This window comes from Oryzibacter oryziterrae, from assembly GCF_021864535.1.
Classification (GTDB): Bacteria; Pseudomonadota; Alphaproteobacteria; order Rhizobiales; family Pleomorphomonadaceae; genus Pleomorphomonas; species Pleomorphomonas oryziterrae.
The window spans coordinates 1-19,644 of the sequence record NZ_JAKJIC010000015.1 but is presented as its reverse complement, the minus strand read 5'-3'; the positions used below and the strand labels follow the sequence as shown (position 1 = coordinate 19,644).

General features: G+C 65.0%; 16 protein-coding genes. 9 read left to right on the top strand and 7 right to left on the bottom strand.

What is annotated here, in order from left to right:
- Positions 1-400 precede the first annotated feature (400 nt).
- Positions 401-1,099, bottom strand: a complete 699-nt coding sequence (locus L2I41_RS15665) for a molecular chaperone DjiA (RefSeq protein ID WP_237154515.1) — start codon at positions 1,097-1,099, stop codon at positions 401-403.
- Between the two features lie 278 nt (positions 1,100-1,377).
- On the opposite strand from L2I41_RS15665, the gene L2I41_RS15660 reads away from it, so the two are divergent.
- Entirely contained in the window at positions 1,378-2,331 is a 954-nt protein-coding gene (locus L2I41_RS15660; protein WP_237154514.1) for a c-type cytochrome, read from the top strand.
- A 155-nt stretch (positions 2,332-2,486) separates the two neighbouring features.
- On the opposite strand, the gene L2I41_RS15655 is transcribed toward L2I41_RS15660, so the two are convergent.
- Positions 2,487-3,416 (bottom strand): LysR family transcriptional regulator, encoded by a 930-nt coding sequence (locus L2I41_RS15655; protein ID WP_255720259.1) that lies wholly within the window; start codon positions 3,414-3,416, stop codon positions 2,487-2,489.
- Between the two features lie 65 nt (positions 3,417-3,481).
- Here L2I41_RS15655 and L2I41_RS15650 point away from each other — a divergent pair, with 65 nt between their 5' ends.
- From L2I41_RS15650 to L2I41_RS15630, 5 genes are all read left to right on the top strand, one after another.
- On the top strand, positions 3,482-4,096 hold the full coding sequence (locus L2I41_RS15650; protein ID WP_237154512.1) for a LysE family translocator: 615 nt from the start codon (positions 3,482-3,484) through the stop codon (positions 4,094-4,096).
- Positions 4,097-4,205: 109 nt separating this feature from the next.
- Positions 4,206-5,267, top strand: a complete 1,062-nt coding sequence (locus L2I41_RS15645; protein WP_237154511.1) for a hypothetical protein — start codon at positions 4,206-4,208, stop codon at positions 5,265-5,267.
- Between the two features lie 204 nt (positions 5,268-5,471).
- A complete protein-coding gene (locus L2I41_RS15640) occupies positions 5,472-5,918 on the top strand; it encodes a hypothetical protein (RefSeq protein WP_237154510.1) in 447 nt (148 codons plus the stop codon).
- Positions 5,919-6,035: 117 nt separating this feature from the next.
- On the top strand, positions 6,036-7,367 hold the full coding sequence (locus L2I41_RS15635) for a hypothetical protein (protein WP_237154509.1): 1,332 nt from the start codon (positions 6,036-6,038) through the stop codon (positions 7,365-7,367).
- Positions 7,348-8,250, top strand: coding sequence for a hypothetical protein (locus L2I41_RS15630; RefSeq protein WP_237154508.1), 903 nt, complete (start codon positions 7,348-7,350; stop codon positions 8,248-8,250). Before L2I41_RS15635 ends, L2I41_RS15630 begins: the two co-directional genes overlap by 20 nt.
- 70 nt (positions 8,251-8,320) lie before the next feature.
- Here the strand turns inward: L2I41_RS15630 and L2I41_RS15625 are convergent, their stop codons facing one another.
- The 5 genes from L2I41_RS15625 to L2I41_RS15605 are packed head-to-tail and all read right to left on the bottom strand — an operon-like array spanning position 8,321 to position 13,767.
- Positions 8,321-9,148: an isocitrate lyase/PEP mutase family protein gene (locus L2I41_RS15625; RefSeq protein ID WP_237154507.1), complete on the bottom strand. Its 828-nt coding sequence runs from the start codon at positions 9,146-9,148 to the stop codon at positions 8,321-8,323.
- 3 nt (positions 9,149-9,151) lie between these two features.
- Positions 9,152-9,727: a histidine phosphatase family protein gene (locus tag L2I41_RS15620; RefSeq protein ID WP_237154506.1), complete on the bottom strand. Its 576-nt coding sequence runs from the start codon at positions 9,725-9,727 to the stop codon at positions 9,152-9,154.
- Positions 9,724-11,307, bottom strand: a complete 1,584-nt coding sequence (locus tag L2I41_RS15615) for a caspase family protein (RefSeq protein WP_237154505.1) — start codon at positions 11,305-11,307, stop codon at positions 9,724-9,726. Before L2I41_RS15615 ends, L2I41_RS15620 begins: the two co-directional genes overlap by 4 nt.
- Before the next feature lies 1 nt (position 11,308).
- Positions 11,309-12,841 (bottom strand): caspase family protein, encoded by a 1,533-nt coding sequence (locus L2I41_RS15610; RefSeq protein WP_237154504.1) that lies wholly within the window; start codon positions 12,839-12,841, stop codon positions 11,309-11,311.
- Positions 12,838-13,767: an OmpA family protein gene (locus tag L2I41_RS15605; protein ID WP_237154503.1), complete on the bottom strand. Its 930-nt coding sequence runs from the start codon at positions 13,765-13,767 to the stop codon at positions 12,838-12,840. The genes L2I41_RS15610 and L2I41_RS15605 overlap by 4 nt, the downstream gene beginning before the upstream one ends.
- A gap of 822 nt (positions 13,768-14,589) precedes the next feature.
- Between L2I41_RS15605 and L2I41_RS15600 the strand changes: the two genes are divergently transcribed.
- From L2I41_RS15600 to L2I41_RS21590, 3 genes are all read left to right on the top strand, one after another.
- A complete protein-coding gene (locus L2I41_RS15600) occupies positions 14,590-15,678 on the top strand; it encodes a porin (RefSeq protein WP_237154502.1) in 1,089 nt (362 codons plus the stop codon).
- Between the two features lie 223 nt (positions 15,679-15,901).
- Entirely contained in the window at positions 15,902-18,388 is a 2,487-nt protein-coding gene (locus tag L2I41_RS15595; RefSeq protein ID WP_237154501.1) for an OmpA family protein, read from the top strand.
- A gap of 372 nt (positions 18,389-18,760) precedes the next feature.
- The gene (locus L2I41_RS21590) at positions 18,761-19,327 is read left to right on the top strand and encodes a helix-hairpin-helix domain-containing protein (RefSeq protein WP_313791144.1); all 567 of its coding nucleotides are present in this window, start codon (positions 18,761-18,763) and stop codon (positions 19,325-19,327) included.
- Positions 19,328-19,644 lie beyond the last annotated feature (317 nt).

Here is a 19,644-nt window from a genome sequence, read left to right as displayed (position 1 = left end):
GTCCGCCTCCGCGGACCATGACGATTTCAGCGTTGCTGCTACTGCTGATAACCGTCGATGATCGTCCATGAGCCTTGGCGCGCGCAGACATCTAGGCCAGATGCCCGCCATATCGGGATGTGCAAGCCTGAGGGGAAATTCGCTGGGGTGCGGCTGGTGGCGACGATGGCGAGAACCGGAGCGCAGTGGACCTTGATGGTCCATGAGCCTTGGCGCGCGCAGACATCTAGGCCAGATGCCCGCCATATCGGGATGTGTAAGCCTGCGGGGAAATTCGCTGGGGTGCGGCAGGTGGCGACGATGGCGAGAACCGGAGCGCAGTGGACCTTGATGGTCCATGAGCACCGGAAGCGCAGACATCTAAGCCAGATGCCCACCCCAGTAGAATTTACCCCAGGCTTCAGGCGGCTTGCCGGGCGATGGCGGCATAAGCCGCATTGAACTGCGCCACGCGCTCGGTTGCCAGCCGGATGAAATCGGCCGGCAGCCCGCGCGAATGCAGCTTGTCGGGATGATGCTCGGAGACGAGCCGACGCCAGGCGCGCTTCACTTCGTCGGGCGGTGCATCGGGCGTCAGGCCGAGCACGGCATAGGGACAATCCGGCCCCATCTGCGCATGGCGATAGAGCAGGCGAGCAAAGGTTTCCCGGCTAAGGACAAAGATTTCCGCCACCCGTTCCAGGAAGGCGAGTTCGTCTTCATGCACCGTGCCGTCGGCGGCGGCGATGCGGAACAGCCCGTCCAGAATGTCTTCCAGCGTCGCGTCGTCGCCGTCATAAAGCGCCTTGATGCGCGCGGCATAGGTCTCGAACCCGGCCACGTCCTGCTTGGCGAGATTGAACAGGCGCGCCACGTTGCGCTGCTCGGTGTCCGGCACCACGAACAGGCGCTTGACCATGTTCACTTCGTCCATGGTCACCACGCCGTCCGCCTTGGCCATCTTGGCCGACAGCGCGATCATCGCGGCCGTGAAGGCGAGTTCGCGCCGCGCCTCGGGCGAAGCGTTGCCGCGCACTGCGTCGATGACGCTCTCGACCACGCAGGTGACGGCGTCCGGTATGCGGCTGACGATATAAGAGAACTGCTGCCAGAATGTCATGGCTGGGATCATAAGCCATGCCCGCTCTGCTTGCGAGCCCAATCGTCACGCATGATGAAGCCGCACTGAATCGTGAGTCTGGCGTGAACAGGCGGGTTCATTCGCGCTTCTGACAGGGATCGGACACTTTTGCCCATTAGATATGCCCCTCATCAGGCTCGAATCGCGGGTCTGGGTGAAATTTGTTAATGTGGATGACACGCGCCGGCTGATTTGCTGCGCGTCAGGTTCAACCGGCCGGCATTGAGTCGGTTGAAGGGGCAAAGGAGCGGGGCAGAATGGCAATCGGCAAGATTCTCGGTGGTTTGGTGGTGTTGGGCGCGGCCGGTTTCGGCGCCTTCTGGGTGCTCACCGCCCCCAAGGTCCTCACCGAGGCGGATCTGCCCGCCCATCAGGCCGATGTCGCCAACGGCGCGCGCATCTTCCACGCCGGCGGTTGCGTCTCCTGTCACGCCGCCCCCGGCGCCAAGGGCGACGAGCGGCTGAAGCTCGCCGGCGGCCTCGAGTTCAAGACGCCCTTCGGCACCTTCCGCGTGCCCAACATCTCGCCCGACAAGGACACCGGCATCGGCTCCTGGTCGACGGTCGATTTCGTCAATGCCGTCACCCGCGGTGTCGACGACGAGGGCGAGCATCTCTACCCGGCCTTCCCCTATACCTCCTATGCCCGCATGAAGGTCGAGGATGTCATCGACCTCAAGGCCTACATGGACACCCTGCCGGCCGTGAACAACGCCGTCGCCGACCATGACCTCAAGTTCCCCTTCAACATCCGTCGTGGCCTCGGCCTGTGGAAGCTCGCCTTCATGAAGACCACGCCCGTGGTCACTCTGCCGGCCGACGCCTCCGATCTCGTCAAGCGCGGCCAGTATCTGGTCGAAGGCCCCGGCCATTGCGGCGAGTGCCACACCGGCCGCAACTTCGCCGGCGCGCCCGACTATGCCCATTGGCTGGCCGGCGCTCCGAACCCCGAGGGCAAGGGCTCCATCCCCAACATCACCTCCGGTGAAAACGGCATCGCCGACTGGACCGCCGAGGATATCGCCAGCGCACTCGAAACCGGCTTCACTCCGGATGCCGACAGCTTCGGCGGCTCCATGGTCGAGGTGCAGGAAAACATGGCCCTGCTGCCGCCCGAAGACCGCGCCGCCATCGCCGCCTATCTGAAGGCCATCCCGTCCCTGCCGTCCGCCGCCCCCAAGGAAAAGGACGACGCCGCCAAGTCGTCCTGACGACGGCTTGGGAATATCAACGAGAGCCGGTGACCGCTTGCCCCAGGCGGGAAACAGTCACCGGCCTTTCACATCGCCCGCAGGGCGCTGATGGCCGCAACGACGCCCTCGGGCGGAGCGTTTGCGGCCATTCTGCTTTTCAGCGGGCGCGATCTTCAGGTCGCCGCACTCTTGAGCCACGACAGCAGGGCCTCGTGTGTCGCCGCCCGTGCGGCATGCGGCTTGTCCGGCGACAGAAGCACATAGCTCGAGCCATCTGCGACAAAGCCGCAGGGGGCCGCCAGGATGCCGCTGGCAATCTCGTCCCGCACCATCTGCCAGGGGCCGATGGCAACGCCGATTCCCGCCTGCGCCGCCTGCAAGCTCAGGTGAAAGTGATCGAACTGCCGTCCCGGGCCTGTCGGCGCGGTTCGTCCGGCCGCCCGCGCCCAGTCCGCCCATGCCTGCAGTCGCGTCCGCGTGTGCAGAGGCACCGCATCGCGCCGCAGGGCAACGCCGCCGCTGGTCACCTCAAAGAAGCGCTCCACGAGATCCGCCCGGCACACCGGCCCGACGCGCTCGTCAAACAGCGGCTCGCTACGGGCATCGCGCGGCAAGGGGAAGTCGGCGCGGCGAATGGCGAGATCCACCCCCGCGCCCAGCCGGACAGGGCCGCCACCGGCGACAAGCTGCAACGTCACTTTGGGATGATCGCTTTCGAAGCTGGCGAGGCGCGGAATCAACCACCGCATCAGCAATGTCGGCTCGCAGGATAACGTGATCTGGTTGCCGTGCCGCGCGGACCGCAAGGCCGCTGCCGCCTCGGCGATGGTGCCGAAGCCGGCCTGGACCGCCTCCGCCAGTCGGCGTCCCTCGGCGGTCAGGAACACCCGCCGGCTGCGGCGGTCAAAGAGCGCGACGCCAAGCTCTTCCTCAAGCAGGCGCACGGCCCGGCTGATGGCGCCATGGGTGAGATGCAGCGCGTCCGCCGCCTTGCCGAAATTCTCGGTGCGTGCCGCCATTTCAAAGCACCGCAATCCCGACAATGAGGGCAGGCGACTGCCGCTGATGCGTGATTTGAAATCACCATTATCGTCAGAAGTCATCGTTAGTGCCTCGCCGCTCGATGCGATATTCATCAGAAAATCAACCGATCTTGTAGAGGCGCATGATGACCGAATTGCTAGCTGTAGTCACCATAACCATTCTGGCGGTGATCAGTCCGGGGCCGGATTTTGCCATGGTGTCGCGCAACAGCCTGCTGCTGTCGCGCCGCGCGGGATTGCTGACGGCGCTGGGCATTGGCTGCGGCGTGCTCGTCCACGTCGCCTACACTGTTCTCGGGCTCGGCCTGCTGATCCAGCATTCGCTCTGGCTGTTCAGCACGCTGAAGCTCGTCGCTGCCGCCTATCTCATCTATCTCGGCGCGAAGATGCTGCTGTCGCGGCCGCAGTCTGGTGCCGCCCCCAAGGCCGACGTGGCTCCATCGGACGCCAGTGCCTGGCGGACGGGCTTTCTGACCAACGCCCTCAATCCCAAGACGACCATCTTCATCGTCAGCCTGTTCATGCAGGTGGTGCAGCCGTCGACCCCGCTTGCGGTTCAGCTTGGCTATGGCGCCTTCATCTCCGCGGCCCATGTCATCTGGTTCGCCCTGGTCGCCCTGTTCTTTTCCTCCGGCCGCATTCGCGGGGTCATCCTGGCCGTGCGCCACTGGATCGATCGCGTGTTCGGCGGATTGCTGGTGATCTTCGGCGTTCTTCTGGCGCGGGCAGGTGTCTCCTGATCGACCTCTCGCATCATGGGCCCGCCCCACATGCCCCATTGCCAAAAGTCCCTGACTTTTCTACCCACGCCCTGCTAGGATGCAGTGAGTAACAGTCGGGGCGGGCAAGATGGCAGGCGCAAGCAGCAAGGGTGGTCGGGACATCGTGGCGCAATACGCCGGGCATCTCGCAAATCTCTTCAACGGCAATGATCATCTGCCGCCGTCGGTGCCGCTGGTCGAGATCAAGGCCTTCCAGCTTTACGATCGCGTCGCCCGGGCCCTCTCCATCAACCGCCGCTATGTGGAAGGCCTCGTCGGTCTGTGGGCCTATCCGCCGCCGAATGACGCCGACAGCGCCGCCGAATTCTATTTCGACAACGTGCTCGATCGGCCTATCGGTCGCCGTCCCGGCCAGCCCTCGTCGGCGGACAATCTGCGCACCCTCGTTCAGTCCGCCGCGGCCGGCCCCACCGCCGTCTCGGGCGAAGATCAGCTGTCCACCTGGAAGGCGCTGGTCGGCGGCCCGGCCAGGATCCGCCGCTTCCTCGATCAGGGGGCGTTGTTCGAACTGTCCAACCGAATCCTCAAGTGCCTCGATGCCGCCAACCGTCCTTATGCCGAGGTGCTGCGTCTCGGCCTCTGCCCCAAGGACTGGCTGGTGGGCGAGGAAGAGGTGGGCGTCAACAGCCTCAAGGCCGCCAACGGCTTCCTGAAGGCGCTGCGCACCGCCATGAATGACGAGGTCGGCCGCCGTCCCACCGATCTCGAGCTCAACACCGCTTTCGCCTCCGCCCCGGTGCCCGGCAGTGCCGACGGCGTCGCCTTCGCCAAGACGCCGCTCGGCAAGGCCATCGTCACCCGCGTGGCCGGCCAGGACGTCACGCGCATGGTCTCCTACACCGACCTCGAACCGGTACTTGCCGAGCTTGAGGACGAGGATGACGGGCCGCTGCTCGCCCATGACGAGGCGCTGCCGCTGCTCGAACGCGCCGTGATGGCCGGCGCCGTCGCTGCCGACGAGAAGGGCCTGCTCGCCGCCATCCTCGAAGGCCGCCCGCTGGCGGACGCCATGAAGAGCGATCTCTCCCTGCGCCGCCGCCTCAAGAACGACTATGACGGGGATCTCGGCGCCTATGTGTCCGACCTGTCGGCCCGTGTCGCCGCCTTCGTGCAGAAGGAAGCCGGCTGATGCCCTACGCCACCGCAAGTGCCGTGGGGCATTCCGACTTCGATTATCTCATGCCCTTGATGCAGATGAGAAATTCGAAGTGCACCAACGAGCCGATGCGTCAGCATTCCGGGGAGATGCCAAGATGCCTCGAAACCAGACCGTAAGCCCATGCCAAGAGAAATTGACAACGAATACCAATCCATTTTGTAGAGGACTTGGCAAATGACCCTGACATCCGACCAACTCCTGCTCCGGCGTTTTGCCCGCACCGTCCGCGTCGCCACGGCGACGGCCTTTGCCGAATTTGAGTTGACCGCCGGTCGCGCCATGGCCTCGGCCCCGATCGCCTTCCGGGCGCTCGCCGCCAAGGGCGCCGACGGCTGGTCCTTCCCCGCCGCCGGTCTCCTGGCCGTCGATGGCCTGATCCATGCCGCGCTCGTTCGCGATGCCGATGGGCGCCTGTCCGTCCTCAAGCTGCAGGCGCGCGGCGTCGCCGGTCTTGATCGCTGGGCCGGCCGGGCCGCCCGCGTCTCCTTCGGCCCCTTCGGTCCGGATGTGGACGTCGCCTTCGATGGCAATGGCGCCGCTGACGTGCCGCTCGCCGGTCTGGAGATCGTCGAGGAAGACCTCGCTGCCTTCGACATGTGGCCGCTCACGGATAAAACATGACATTTGAGACTCAAATGTCATGATCATTTTATCCGCCAATTTCAAAGGTTTGTGGTCCGACAAGTCGCGAACATTTGGGTACCAAGTTTCGCGGTCGGACCACAGGGACGGTGCGCAATGACATCTCGCGTGTTCGTGCCGCTGGTCGGCGCGGACGGATCAGGCCAGCAGCTTTTCGAAGCGATCGCCGGAGACACGCCCCCCGAGGAGCATCCGGCGAAGCTGGTCGCGCAGATTTCCGAACTCTATGACTTCGGCCTCTATCGCATCGGCCAGACCGTGCGCGAGGCCGTTTTCCGCTTCGCCGGCACTCGTCTCGATCGCGTCTGGCTCGGTCGGCGCAACGCTCGCCTCAAGCCCTGGTACCTGCGCATTTCCGAGCTGCAGGTCGGCCGCCTCTCCGACGAAAACGCCAAGTCCGCCGGTCTCGGCCTCGCCGTCTCCGCCCTGCTGGAAACCTTCGGTCGGCCGCATGGCCCCGTCTTCGCCACCGGCGAAATCGCGCTCACCCAGTCGCCGGACGGCGTCGGCACCGTCTCGGTCGCCGCCGTCGACGGCATCCGTGGCAAGCTCGGTCTGATCGGCGATTATCTCCTGCAGCACCGCGCCCAGCTTGCCGGCATGAAGATCCTGGTGCTGCTGCCGCTCCTCGCGGTCGACGGGCGCCCGCTCGCCGAAGCCGAGGCCCGCACGCTGCTGCGCCTCAAGGAGGCGGCTGCAGGTCTCGACCTCGCCATCCACCACCTCGGCACGCTTGACGAGATCGAGCCGCTGCTCGGCCCCTTCTCGGCCGAACCCTTCCTGTCCCGCCGCAAGGCCGGCTGGCTCGCCGCCGCCGCTTTCGCCGTCCTCGCCACCGCGACCGCCTGGTATCTTGAGATCACTGCCCCGGTGGAGCTGACCTGGGTGCCGGTCGACAAGACTGCGGCCGCGAGCCACGAGAACGCCGCCCCGCGCCGCGCCCACTACAGTGCCGGTGCCGACAAGTTCGAGCTGCTGCCCACCTGCTACGACAGCCAGCGCCAGCCCGTCGTTGTCGGTGGCGAAACGCTGGTCTTGCGCGTTGAAGCCCGCGACGGTCGCCCCTTCGCCAGCCTGCTCGCGCCGCCGCGCTTCTTCATCGCCTCGGTCTCGCGCGCCGCCGATCCCGTCGTGCTCGACGCCTCGCAGTTCAAGACCTCGGGCGACACCGTCGCCCCGGGCGTCCTCACCGAGGCCATCGCCGCCCTGCCCATCGAGGCGACCGAGGACGAGATCCGCCTGTTCGTGGTCGCCACGCGCAATCAGACCGTAAGCTTGTCTGACCTGACGGGCGAACTCAGGGACCGTCTGAAGGGGCTCACCGGCGCCGCCGTGCTGACCACCTCCAGCCAGTTCCTGAAAGACCGCTTCGACGGCCAGATCGATTACCAGTTCAAGGTGACCCTCGATGCGAAAAGCTGCTCGTGACCTTCTCGTTGCCGGCCTGCTCATCGCCGCCAGCCCCGCTGTCGCCGATCCCCTGCCGCTCGGCGATGACGCCGCCATCGAGAAGCTGTCGCAGCTGATCGTCGCCAATGCCGGTGTCGAGCGCCTGCACTGGGTGGTCGCCGCAGACGATACCAAGGTGCAGACCCGCCTGCTCAAGACGCTTGCGGTCAAGCTGGGTGTCGATCATGGCGATCTCATCGAACGTGTGCGCGGCGAAGGTCCCGCCGCTTCCACCCGCGCCATCGGCGGCACCGCCTCCGGGACAACCGGCGGCAGCCCCGTGGCCTATGTGGAGGTCGCGCCGGCCTTGCGCACCACCTGCTCGTGGAATGTCGCCGTCTCCGACCCGGCCCTGCCGAGCCCCAATGCCAAGCCGACGCCCATTCCGCTCCAGAAGGGCGAGACCATGACGGTCTCCCAGAAGGCCTCCTTCGAGATCAGCACCTCCGGCCCGCTGCAGTCCACGCTCTACGCCTTCGGGGAAACCGGCTCGGGCTCCATCCGCGATCTTGCCGCCGTGCCCGAATATGCCATTCCCGCCGCCGATCAGGGCGAGACGCTGGTGCTGGTCCGCGCCCGCAAGCCGATCCCCTATCTCGACACCATCAAGAACCAGCTCGCCGCCAACCCCGGCGACCGCGCCGATCTCGGCGCCGACTATGCCCTCGTCAGCCGCTTCGCCGGCGGCACCCGCGGCATCGGCGCCCTGATCCAGCTCGTCGATCCCAACATGGTCGTCGCCGAAAACACCACGCCGCCGCCGACGCGTCCCAAGCCGGAAGAGCCCGCCCCCGACCTCACCGCCTCCGCCGACCTGCAAGAAACCTGCCTCTTCACCCTGAAGCCCGCGCTGAGCATGTGAGGAGCAAGCGCCGGCAAAGGCCGTCGCCACGAAGGCTGCTCTAACGTCGACGAACACCAGTCACCGGCACTTATAGCGCCCTATGCATCCGCGCCTCGATTTCGCTAAAACTCGCGGCTCTGTCGACGAACGCAAATCGACCTTCGCCCGTTATTTCCTTGGCAGCCTCAATCAGGCTTCCATAGGCCAGCCTCGCCAATGAAGAGCCTAAGCTGACCCGCTTTACCCCCGCTGCTGCTAGGTCAGGGAGACTGAAACTGGATCCGGAAAGCCCGGCAATCACGTTGATGGGACGCTGGAGCGATTTTGCCACTTGCTGGACCTGCTCGAGCGTCTTGAGGCCTGGAGCGAACAGAACGTCAGCGCCCGCCTGCTCAAAGGCCTGCAACCGCGCAATCACCTCGTCGAGGTCAACCTGCCCCCAGAGGAAGTTTTCACACCGTGCCGTCAGCACAAAATCCGGCGCGGAGCGGTCTCGGACCTCGGCCGCTGCCCTGATACGCTCGACGGCGTGGTCGAAGGGATAGATCGGGTCCTTTGGGTCGCCTGTGTGATCCTCAAGCGAGGCACCGGCCAGTGCGGCTTCGATTGCCATGCGTATGGATGTTCCAGCGTCTGCAGGGCTATCCCCGATTCCCTTTTCGAGATCGGCGGACACCGGTATGTCCACGGCCTCCGCCAATAGCCGACAGTGGGCCAATGCTGCGTCAAACGAGACGCTGCCTTCCGCTTGCCCCATGGAAAACGCCATGCCGGCGCTGGTGGTGGCCAATGCCAGGAAGCCTTCCGCTTCAAGTATCCTCGCTGAACCTAGATCCCAGGGATTCGGAATGACAAAGAGCCCCGGCTCCGTATGCAGTTGGCGAAATGCGCGTCTCTTTGTCTCCACACTGGCCATGGTTCACCCCACGAAATCGATCTGCCCATCCTGCAGTCGATAATAGCCGTCCTGCGGCACGGGAAGTGTCAGCATGTCGTCCTTGGCGAGCCCGGCATAGACCCCGCGGATCAGTCGCCCGATCATGCCGTGGCTGATCGCCACCACCACGGGCATGTCGAGGCTGCGGAGCCAGTCTTCCGCCCTGGCATAGATCTCGTCGAACCGCTCGCCGCCCGGCGCATGGAACTGCCAGTCCACCGGCTTGCTGCCCTCGGTGTAGCCAATGCTCGCGAGAATGTCGCCGCGCGTGCGCCCCTCCCATTCCCCGAAGGCGATCTCTTTCAGGCGGGGTTCCTCAGTCATGCTCAGCGCCAGCTTGTCGGCGATGATCGCGGCCGTCTCAACCGTGCGCCCGAGCGGGCTCACCTGCGCCGGCACCGGTCCCGCATGGTCGGCAAGCGCGCTTGCCAGCAGCCCGCCCACATGCGCCGCCTGGGCGCGTCCTTCGGCCGTCAGGGGCGAGTTGCCCTGTCCCTGGAAGCGCCCCTCGGCGTTCCAATGCGTCCGGCCATGCCGAACCAGATAGATGATTGTCATTTCTCGATGTCGTAGGGAGCATCGCCACGCAGGAGGAGCGGGGCCTTCACGCTGATCTCTCTAGGGTCGTTTGCGGCCACGGTAAAGGTCACGGCGCGGCTCACGGCACCGGCCAGAGTGTTGGCATAGCCCGTTGCATCGGCAATGTCGGCGAGATCCTGGTTGGCGTCGATCAGCGCCTTCACGTCCACCGACGGGTCCACGACGAGTGCCGTGATCGTCCCCTTGCCGGCCGTATCCGCCGTCAGCTCGAAGGGCGCGCCGTCCCCGGGGATCGCCACCGTCTCGCCGGCCTTGACCAGGTCCGATTGCCCCAGCATGCGCGAGTAGCTGTTGGGAAAGAGCTGGACCGTCTCACCGCTCTCGCGCCGGTCGAGCACGATCAGCCGCCCCGCCTCCGGCGCCGTCACGGTCAGATTGAGCGCCGAGCCCAGCTTCTGTTGCGCCCCGCCCTTCAGCGTCACGCTCACCGGCTTGTCGCTCGCCGGCAGCATGTCGGTCGGCACGGCGACGCCGGTCTCGCGGATGATGGCATCCGATTGCGGCACCGCGTCATTGAAGGCCACCGGCGTGCCGCTGCCGTCGCCTACGGCCAGCGCGTAACGCTGATAGTCGTCGAAGGCTTCGAGCCGGGGCAGGGGATCCTGCCCGAGGCAATCATAGGAACCGCAGTAAGCCTTGGTCTGCTTGCGCAGGTAGGCGAGCAACTCGGCCGGCGTTACCGCGCCATTGTGATTGAGATCGGCCTCCATGCCGGCGAGGCCGCGGATGAAGCGGCTGGTGAACAGACCCGCCGATCCGCCCTGGCTCATGTCCTCGAGCGCATATTGCCCGGCGCTCACCGCGCTCCACACGGCCAGTTCCGGTGCCCCGACCCCACGCGTCTTGACCGGATCGATGAGTTGCTCACCCTTGAGTTCGGTGAGGATGTCGCGCTTGGCCGAGTTGAGCTTCTTGTGCCCGCGCGGGCCGTTGGGCGTGATCGTCCGGATCGGGCTGTAGGCGGCCGTGGTCGCCCCACCCGTCGCATAGCCACGCGTGATCGTGCCCGAATGGCAGGCGTCGACGATCACCGTCACGATCCGTCCGTCCAGCTCCGACACCAGCGTACCGATGTCATCGTCATAGATGACGCCGTTCAGCGTCGCGTCGGCCTCGCCAAGCTCGGCCACTGCGTCGGAGGGCACCAGCACCTCGTCCAGATGGTCGTCGGTCTCGTCGCCATTGTCGTCCACCACCTGCGCGCCATGGCCGGCATAATAGAAATAGACATGGTCGCCGGGCTTGGTCTTGTTGACGAGATCATTCTGGAACGCGTCGATGATGGCGCGGCCCGAGGCTTCCTCGTCCAGCAGCAGCGTGACATTCTTCTCCGGTACGCCGAACACGGTCGTGACCAGATCCTTCATGCGCAGCGCGTCGTTGGTCGCGCCCTTGAGGTCGCGCGCATGCGGCGCCCCGTGCATGCGAATGTCGGGATAGCTGTCGATGCCGACGATCAGCGCCCGGTCGGTCGCAGCGGCCTGTCCGGCGAGGCAGATCCCGCCGGCCATCAGCGCGGCGCGCATCACGTGGCTCATTTCAGCTTCCTTTCGTGAAGAAGGCCTGCACGCCCACCTGCACATGCATCTCCTTGGCGGTCTTCACCAGCGCCCCATAGAGCGCTTCCGGCGAAGGGCTGTCCGGCTGCGCCAGCAGCGCCCGCAGCGCCGTCGGCTCGTCGGGAGTCGCCACCACCACGAAATTGTCCGCGCCATAGGGCGGCGACACCGTGGCCGACAGCAGGAAGGGGTGGCCCTCATCCTCCCACGGATCGGCGTCCGACGGACCGAGCGGCCACAGCGTCTGCACCTGGCCGGACCCGGTCACGTCGAACACGGTGATATAGCCGTCGTCCATGCCTTCCACCTTGAAGGACATCTGCGTGCCCTGGGGCAGCACGTCGTCGGACGGCGCGAACGCGATCGACAGCGGGTTGCGCATGGCCAGCTTGTTGATGCCCTGCATCAGCTGGCCATTCTTCACCACCCTCTGAAAGTCCTTGGTCGGATCCTTCACGCTCGCCACCGTATCGCGCACTTCATTGAGTGCGGTGCCGTCGTCGGGGTCGAGAATCAGCGCCGCAGCCTGGCTGTCATCCACCAGTTTCACGCCCTGCAGTCCGGCGAGCGTTTCGGCGATCGCCTGCCAGGGGCCGGTCTTGCGCACTTCCACCGGCAGCGCCGGCAGGTCGGAGGAGTAGCGGGTGCGCCGCTCGCCGCTGTCGGCCACCGCGATCAGCCGTGTCGCATCGGGCACGTCGAACTGCGGCGTCTGCTTGGAGGCGGCGAGATTGCGCACCACCTGCCGCGTATAGATCTCGAATTCCGCCGCCGTGATCTTGCCGTCGCCATCGAGATCGGCGGCCCCGTCAAAGGCCCGCGCCACCGCATAGGACAGCGCGCCGCGCGGCTGATCGTCGATCATCAGTTCGGGAATGGTGCGATCGTCGAGCGTGGCCCCGACGGCGATCACGTTGCTGCGGTCCGTGGCCCTGGCCGCGATGTCGATGGGCGCGGGCCGCGTCGGGTCGGTCTTGGGGCGATACATGCGCGTCGGCAGCGGATCGGCACCGACCGCCCGCGCCGGACTGCCCGAATGGCAGGCGTCGGCCACGAACACCACATCGACGCCCTTGTCCTCGGCGGCGGCGAACAGCCGGTCGAGATCGTCGTCCACCAGTTGTTCGTCCGGATGCCGTGTCTCGTCGAAGGGTGCCAGCAGATAGGACTCGTCCTGCCCGTCCGCCTCGTCGCCATTGTCGTCAGGAATGGAAATGCCATGGCCGGAGAAATGGAAATAGATGCTGTCGCCCTTCTGGCTCTCATTGAGCAACTGCTCATAGGCCGCCACCACCGCCTGGCGCGTCGCGGTGCCATTTTCCAGTTTGGTCGTGGCGATGCCCAGATGATGCAGGCTCTTGTCCACGTCCTCCACGTCGTTGATGGCGCCCTCGAGCTTGGGCGGTGTGCCGCTGTAGTCGTTGATGCCAACCAGCAGCGCGCGCGTCGTCGCCTGCGCCGGCATCAGGCTGGCGCAGCTCAGGAGGGCGGAAAGGAGGACGGTCGATCTCATCTCAGAAGCTCCACGCGGCGGTCGAGGGCATATTGTGCATCACGGTCACTGGCAAAGCGCGTGGCATCGTCGGGCACGAAAGGCTCGCTCTCGCCCTTGCCGATCACATCGATGCTGCCCTTGTAGCCCGATTTGGCCACGAAATCCCTGAGCGCCTCGGCGCGCTTCTGGGACAATACCTTGTTGTCCTTGTCCGAGCCCACCGGATCGGTGTGCCCCACCAGCGTCACATGATTGAGCCCGGATGTCGCGAGATAGCGCGCCAGATGCGTCGCCGCCTTGAGGCCCTTGTCGGTGAAATCGGTCGTGCCGAACGCGAACTGCACCGGCACCGGCACTGCCTTCACCACATAGCCGCGCCAGCTGCCGGTATAGAGCCCGTCCTCCGGCTCGCCCCGGCGGACGGGCGGCGCTTCGTAAGTCTGCGCCAGCAGCACCGCCTCGCTCATGCGCGCGTGTATGGCCTTAAAGTCGGCAATGTCGGGCAGGGCGTCGGCTTCAGCGTCCGATCGCGCCGCCACCGCGCTCATCCGGTTCATGGCTTCCTGATAGAGCGGCGCGGCCGCGTCATAATCCTTGCGGTCGAAATCCACCTCGGCCAGCGTCAGCAACAACTGCCACGGCGAGCCGAAGCTCTTGGCGTCCGTCAGCAGCGACAGGTTCTGCGCCACCAGGTCCGAATCGCCCTGGGCCTCGCCCACGGCGTCGAAGAATCGGTCCACCTGCGCCTTGGCGATGTCATCGCCCAGCGCCTCGGTCCAGGCGGCATCACAGGCCGCCTGCGCTTGCCTGTAGAGAGGGGCCAGCCGATCGTAGGCTTTGGCATCCAGCGCCGCCCGCACATCGCCGTCCACCGCCTTGCACTCGCGTGCCTCGGCGGCAGTCAGCGACAGCAACAACAGAAGGGCTCCCGATACGCAGCGCATGGCCGATTCCCTGATGATGGATCTGATGGACAGTCTTACGGTCTGGCGCACTCTATAAGGCGCCGTCAGCCTCTGCCCGCCATATTATGGTGTCCCATCAGCCAGGGCGAGCCCCGATCATATGCAGCAACGCGGGACGCCTCGCGGGTGGCTGTCGCGATCGGGCTGAGTCAACCGGTGGGTTGATAGATCCCTTTCCCCAAGCAACGAGCCGGCTTCCGAAACGCCAAGGACCGGTCGCCCATGCGACTCGCATCATGGAATCGCTCCCCATGATTCCGCTAACCATGCCTCCTTCAGGCCTGTTTCGATCACGGATCCGTGATTCTTCACCCCGGATTCGCCCGGTCACCCTGTGGATCGCCGTGATGAAGGCCTGTCAAACCTGTGGCAAGGGGCTCCCTGAAAGCCTCTACGTAAAGCCACCTAATCCCCGGAAATCGAGTGGTTCCTAACGGCTTGAGAATTCATATTTCTCTTTTGAACCAGAATGTTAACTGGTTCTTAACCTAGGTTTATAAGTGGTTACTGATATTAGTGGCAATTCTGCAACATGGCATTTGTAAGTGCCTTTTGAGGCATTTGACGGGCCTCTTTCCCGTTGAACCGGAACGCCGGATCGGCCATCACTATCACCGTGAGATTTCGGGAGACGGAACTCACCGCTTTGTGAAGCTGATTGGCCTGGGGTGGTTGGCAGTGGATTGAAGCGGCAAAGAACCGGAACCGGTTCCAGGCTACGAAGCTACCGCGGTCAGGCCGTTGGGAGCGAGCTAGGAAGGGTTCCTTCTCTGAATTGACTTTGGAGGTCAGGAAATGAACATGAAGAGCATTCTGCTCGGTACCGCCGCCGGCCTGATGGTCGCCTCGGGTGCTTACGCTGCCGACCTGCCGGGCGAGCCCGCTCCGGCTGCTGTTGACTACGTGAAGGTTTGCGACGCCTACGGCGCTGGCTTCTTCTACATCCCCGGCACCCAGACCTGCATGGAAATCGGTGGCCGCGTCCGTTCGTGGGTTCAGTACAACACCCAGAAGACCGGTGACGACACGCTGAAGTTCGGCGCTGACGGTCGTATCTTTGTTGATACCCGTACCGCTTCGGACTTCGGTACCGTTCGCTCGTACTTCCGTTTCAAGTCGGGCAGCACGGCCAAGGACGTTCGCGTCTATGAAGGTGACTTGGATGGTTCGGGTACGGTTAATGCCGCCGACTATTCGGTCACTCACACTGGTTCTACCCATGACGTCGTCCTCGATCAGGCCTACCTGCAGGTTGGCATGCTGACGATCGGCTATGCCGGTTCGTTCTACGGCGACGGCTACATCGACTATGCCGACGACGGCTACTCGATCGGTCAGGACAAGACCCGCCTGCGCGCTCAGATCGTTGCTTCGGACCTCGGTGGCGGCTTCTTCGCTGGTGTTGGTTTGTATGTCCGTCCGGACGTGCTCGAAGCCGATGCTCTCACTGATAACGCCCTCGGTGTTGAAGGCAAGGTCGGTATTGCCGGTCAGTCTTGGGGTTCGGCTGAGTTGGACGCTTACTGGGAAGACGCTTCCGGCACGGAGCCCGATACTTGGACGAATGGCAAGGACGTCTACGGCGTGAAGGCTAGCGTGACCTTCAAGGCTACTGACGCTCTTGAGGTTTCTGCCAAGGCAGGTTACATCGTTGAGGGTAACGACAAGACCACTCGTCTCGGCCTCGCTGCTTCGTATGCTCTGAACGATGCCACTTCGCTCTACGGCGGTGTTGGCTACTCGATCAACGACAAGGCTGATAACGAGTGGGCTGCCCGCCTCGGCGCCACCTACTCGCTGGCTGAGAAGACCACCCTCCTGGGTGAAGTTGGTTACAACGAGACCAACGACGCGTTCTACGCTCTGACCAAGCTCACCAAGGAATTCTGATAACTTTCCCCTCTGGGGATTGTTGGAATTCGGAAAGGCCCGGAGCAATCCGGGCCTTTTCTTTTTGTCTTGTTGCTCGTTCCCGTCTTTCGCTTGCGGTCACGCTGCCTCGTCTTTCTTGCATACCTGCGACACCTTGAAGGAGTTGCATTTTCCTCACATCCGCCCATAGACTTGAGGTGCTGCGCGGCAGGGCTGCCACGGGCATGCGGGAGAGAGTGAAATGGTGCGTTGGCAGATTTCCGCCGTCCTCGGCGGCACTGCGGCGGTGGCCGTGGCGGTTGCGGCGCTGATGGCCGGTGGTGCCCGGATCTCCGCCGATATCGGTCATCGTGTAGAGGCGGCCCTTGCCGGCGAAGCCACCAGCTGGGCCCATGTCTCCCTGCATGGACGCGACGTCATCCTCGAAGGCGCCGCCCCGACGGCAGAGCTCCGCCAGCTTGCCGTCGACAAGATCTCCGGCGTCTTCGGCGTCCGGAGCGTCGATGCCTCCGCCGCCGGCCTGTTGCCCGAGGTGAAACCCTATCGCGTCGGTCTGCACCGCGATGCCGGTTCGCTCACCATCGACGGCAACGCCCCCTCGCAGCCCGATCGCCAGCGCATGGTCGACGCCCTCACGCGCGCCGTTCCTGGTCTTGCCTATAATGACCGCCTGTCGCTCGCCCGCGGCCTGCCGGATGCCGATTTTCTCAAGGCCCTGAACACGCTCTACCCGCTGACGGGCGACCTTGAGAGCGGCGACATCACCCTGCAAGATCGCGCCATCACCATCAGCGGTGAAGCCGTCAGCAACGCCGCCTATGACCGCCTGGCCCACCTGTCCCTGGCGCTGCCAGCCAACTACGCCGTTTCCGAGGTCGAAGTCACCCGTCCCCTTGCCGCGCCCTTCACCTGGAGCGTCGAGAAGACCGACAAGGGCGTCTTCGTCTCGGGCTTCGCTCCCGATCCGGACACTCGCACCAGCCTCTTCGGGGCGGTGGTCGCCGGCGCCGGACAGCTTCCAGCCCATGATCAGGTGGATCTTGCTTCCGGCGCACCGGACCGCTTTGCCGATGTCGCCGCCGATGCGGCCGATTTCCTCGATCTCCTGTCCGTCGGCCGCATCGACATGTCCGACGCCACGCTCACCATCTCCGGCCGCGCCACCACGCCGGAGAGCTACCGCACCCTCAACGCCTATCTGGAAACCTGGGATCACCAGGGTTTCACCGTCAACACCGCCATCGATCTGCCCATCGTCCGGCCCTATTCGCTGGCCGCCACGCGCACCGGCGACAAGCTGTCGATCACCGGCTTCGTCCCGTCCGACGCCGCCCGCCGCAAGATTGCCGACGCGGCCGCCGCCATCACCGGCCTTGCCCCGCCCGTGATCGAGACCACGCTCGCCTCCGGCGCCCCCGACGGCTATGCCGAGGCGGTCGCCTGGGGGCTCGACCTCCTGTCGCGCTTCTCGAATGGCTCCATGCTGCTGTCGGACGCCACCATCCGCCTCTCCGGCGAGGCCAAGACCGGTGCCGACCTCATCGAGCTGGACGCCGCCGCCACCGAGGGGCCCAAGGGCTTCACCGTCACGCTCGATGCGGCCCCGCCGGTGGTCTCGCCCTATGTCTGGTCGGTCGAGCGGCGCGAGGATCAGCTGATCATCTCCGGCTCGGTGCCGTCAGAGGATATCCGCACCACCATCCGCGAGAACATGGAAGCCGCCGCCGGCGACCTCGTGGTGGTCGATCGCTCCACGCTCGCCTCCGGTCTTGCCGCCGGCATCGATCTCGAGAAGGTGGCCGGCTTTGCCGCTGTCGAGATCGCGCGTCTGCAGAGCGGCACCATCAGCCTCACGGGCGAGTCTCTCTCCGTTCTCGGCAAGGCGCCCAGCGCCAAGACCGGCATGGAGGCCATTGCCGCCATGGAGGCTGGCCTGCCCAAGGCGGTCAAGAAGGGCATCGTGCAGGTGGACTTTCCGCCGAGCTTCCGCTTCGCCGTCGAGCGCGGCCTCGATACCGTGACCATCGAGGGCACCTATTCGGGCGACGCCATGCGCAAGGCCATTCTCGACGAAGCCGCCCGCGTCTTCGGCAAGGCCGATCTCACCGTGCAGCTTGAACCTGCTGACGGCATGCCGGCCGATTCCGACAAGGTGGCCCTCTTGGCGGTCAAGGCCGCCGCGCTTCTCGGCAAGGGATCGGTCACTGTCGAGGGCACCACCATCACCGCCAGCGGCAAGGCTTTCACCGGCGTCGGTGCGGTGCGCTTCTCGTCCGATATCGCCGGCGCCGTTCCCACCGGCTACCGGCTCGACACCTCCGTCGGCGTCATGAAGACCGACGGCGAGGTGGACGCCAAGGCCTGCGACGACCTGTTCGCCGAGGTGATGGGCAAGAACACCATCCTGTTCGACAACGCCTCCGCCGCCATCTCCGCCGACAGTCACGGCCTGCTCGATCGTCTCGGCTGGCTCGCCCAGCGCTGTCCGTCGGCGATCATCGCCATCGACGGCTACACCGACAATGCCGGCGATCCCCAGGCCAACCTCAAACTCAGCGACGATCGCGCCCGTGCCGTCGCCGGCTTCCTTGCCGATGTGGGTGTTGACACCGGCCGACTGCGCTTCAAGGGTTTCGGGGCTGACAAGCCGGTCGCCGACAATGCCACCGAAGAGGGGCGGGCGCGCAACCGGCGCATCGAAATTCACGTTCTCGCCCCGGACCCCTGAGGGCTCTGTCGCGACATCCGGGGTGCGGATGCCCGCAACAAGTCGGCCCGCAAGCTTTTGATCTGGTGAATGAAATGGCCCTGACATCTGGACTGAAACGTCAGGTTCCCTCCACCGGGCGGCATCGAGGTAACAGATCATGCTCTACCTGATTTCAATGCTGTGGCCTTATCTTCTGGTGGCGCTTGCTGCCGGCGGCGTCATCGGCTGGTTTGCGAGCGATCGCGCGGCCTGAGGGCCTTCAAGAGCGCTTGTCGACCTGACGCGATCGTGAGGTCGACTAGAAAGCGCTCCTGATTCAAAAGTTTGAGCAGCCGCTTGCCGATCAGGTTGCTTCAACCTGTTCGGCGGGTGCTCTAGGGGGATAGGTCCATGGTCTGGCTCGTCATCGAAACCTTGATACTCACGGCCATCGCCGTGGCGCTCGGCATCGGCCTTGGCGTCGCCGCCAAGCTGGTGCTGGCGCGTCCGTCTGCGACCCAGCCGGCCGTTGCCGGGCAGAGCCTTGCGGAGTTCCTGAACGAGCCGCCATCGGCCGCGCCCTCAGCTCCAGCCGACATCACGCCACCGTCCACCTCCGTCGAACCGGTGCCTGCAGCCGACGCCGCCCCCGAGTCCGTCGAGCAGGCCATCCAGGCCGCCGAGTCCCAGGCACGCGACAGCGTCACCGATCCGGTCAAGGCCGCCGCTGCCGATCAGGTCGGCCTCCGCCCCATGGCCCTCTCCGGCCCTCGCGAGGGCAGGGCCGACGACCTCAAGAAGATCAAGGGCATCGGCCCGCAGAACGAAGCCCGCCTCAACGCGCTCGGCATCTTCCACTTCAGCCAGATCGCCGCCTGGACCGAGGCCGAAGCCAAGTGGATCGGCACCTACCTCGCCTTCCCCGGCCGCATCGAACGCGAACACTGGATCGAACAAGCCCGCGACCTCGCGGGCTGATCTTGGCTGGGCAGGGCATATGGACAGACCTTGTTGGAGGCCCTGTCCTGAAGTCTCTACGCTGATTGGGCTGGGCAGGAACCAATCGCCCACAAGAGGGGAGAGAGCCTGTCGGAGTGTCGGACTGGAATCTTCAAGGCTGGTAGGTTTTCGAGGGAACCAACCGGCACCCTCTCCCCCCTTGTGGGGGAGAGTTGGAGAGAGGGGTTCCGGCTCGACGCTTTGTCTCGCAACAAACGTTCGTCGGCTGGACTGGCCCTCTGCCTTGGCTGTCCTATCCTCGCACCTTGCGCAGACGGAACCGGCGTTCACCCCTC

What these genes read in the sequence shown, in the direction of transcription:
- L2I41_RS15665 (WP_237154515.1), bottom strand. Translation starts at nt 1,099, where the DNA reads ATGACATTCTGGCAGCAGTTCTCTTATATCGTCAGCCGCATACCGGAC.
- L2I41_RS15660 (WP_237154514.1), top strand. Translation starts at nt 1,378, where the DNA reads ATGGCAATCGGCAAGATTCTCGGTGGTTTGGTGGTGTTGGGCGCGGCC.
- L2I41_RS15655 (WP_255720259.1), bottom strand. Translation starts at nt 3,416, where the DNA reads ATGACTTCTGACGATAATGGTGATTTCAAATCACGCATCAGCGGCAGT.
- L2I41_RS15650 (WP_237154512.1), top strand. Translation starts at nt 3,482, where the DNA reads ATGACCGAATTGCTAGCTGTAGTCACCATAACCATTCTGGCGGTGATC.
- L2I41_RS15645 (WP_237154511.1), top strand. Translation starts at nt 4,206, where the DNA reads ATGGCAGGCGCAAGCAGCAAGGGTGGTCGGGACATCGTGGCGCAATAC.
- L2I41_RS15640 (WP_237154510.1), top strand. Translation starts at nt 5,472, where the DNA reads ATGACCCTGACATCCGACCAACTCCTGCTCCGGCGTTTTGCCCGCACC.
- L2I41_RS15635 (WP_237154509.1), top strand. Translation starts at nt 6,036, where the DNA reads ATGACATCTCGCGTGTTCGTGCCGCTGGTCGGCGCGGACGGATCAGGC.
- L2I41_RS15630 (WP_237154508.1), top strand. Translation starts at nt 7,348, where the DNA reads ATGCGAAAAGCTGCTCGTGACCTTCTCGTTGCCGGCCTGCTCATCGCC.
- L2I41_RS15625 (WP_237154507.1), bottom strand. Translation starts at nt 9,148, where the DNA reads ATGGCCAGTGTGGAGACAAAGAGACGCGCATTTCGCCAACTGCATACG.
- L2I41_RS15620 (WP_237154506.1), bottom strand. Translation starts at nt 9,727, where the DNA reads ATGACAATCATCTATCTGGTTCGGCATGGCCGGACGCATTGGAACGCC.
- L2I41_RS15615 (WP_237154505.1), bottom strand. Translation starts at nt 11,307, where the DNA reads ATGAGCCACGTGATGCGCGCCGCGCTGATGGCCGGCGGGATCTGCCTC.
- L2I41_RS15610 (WP_237154504.1), bottom strand. Translation starts at nt 12,841, where the DNA reads ATGAGATCGACCGTCCTCCTTTCCGCCCTCCTGAGCTGCGCCAGCCTG.
- L2I41_RS15605 (WP_237154503.1), bottom strand. Translation starts at nt 13,767, where the DNA reads ATGCGCTGCGTATCGGGAGCCCTTCTGTTGTTGCTGTCGCTGACTGCC.
- L2I41_RS15600 (WP_237154502.1), top strand. Translation starts at nt 14,590, where the DNA reads ATGAAGAGCATTCTGCTCGGTACCGCCGCCGGCCTGATGGTCGCCTCG.
- L2I41_RS15595 (WP_237154501.1), top strand. Translation starts at nt 15,902, where the DNA reads ATGGTGCGTTGGCAGATTTCCGCCGTCCTCGGCGGCACTGCGGCGGTG.
- L2I41_RS21590 (WP_313791144.1), top strand. Translation starts at nt 18,761, where the DNA reads ATGGTCTGGCTCGTCATCGAAACCTTGATACTCACGGCCATCGCCGTG.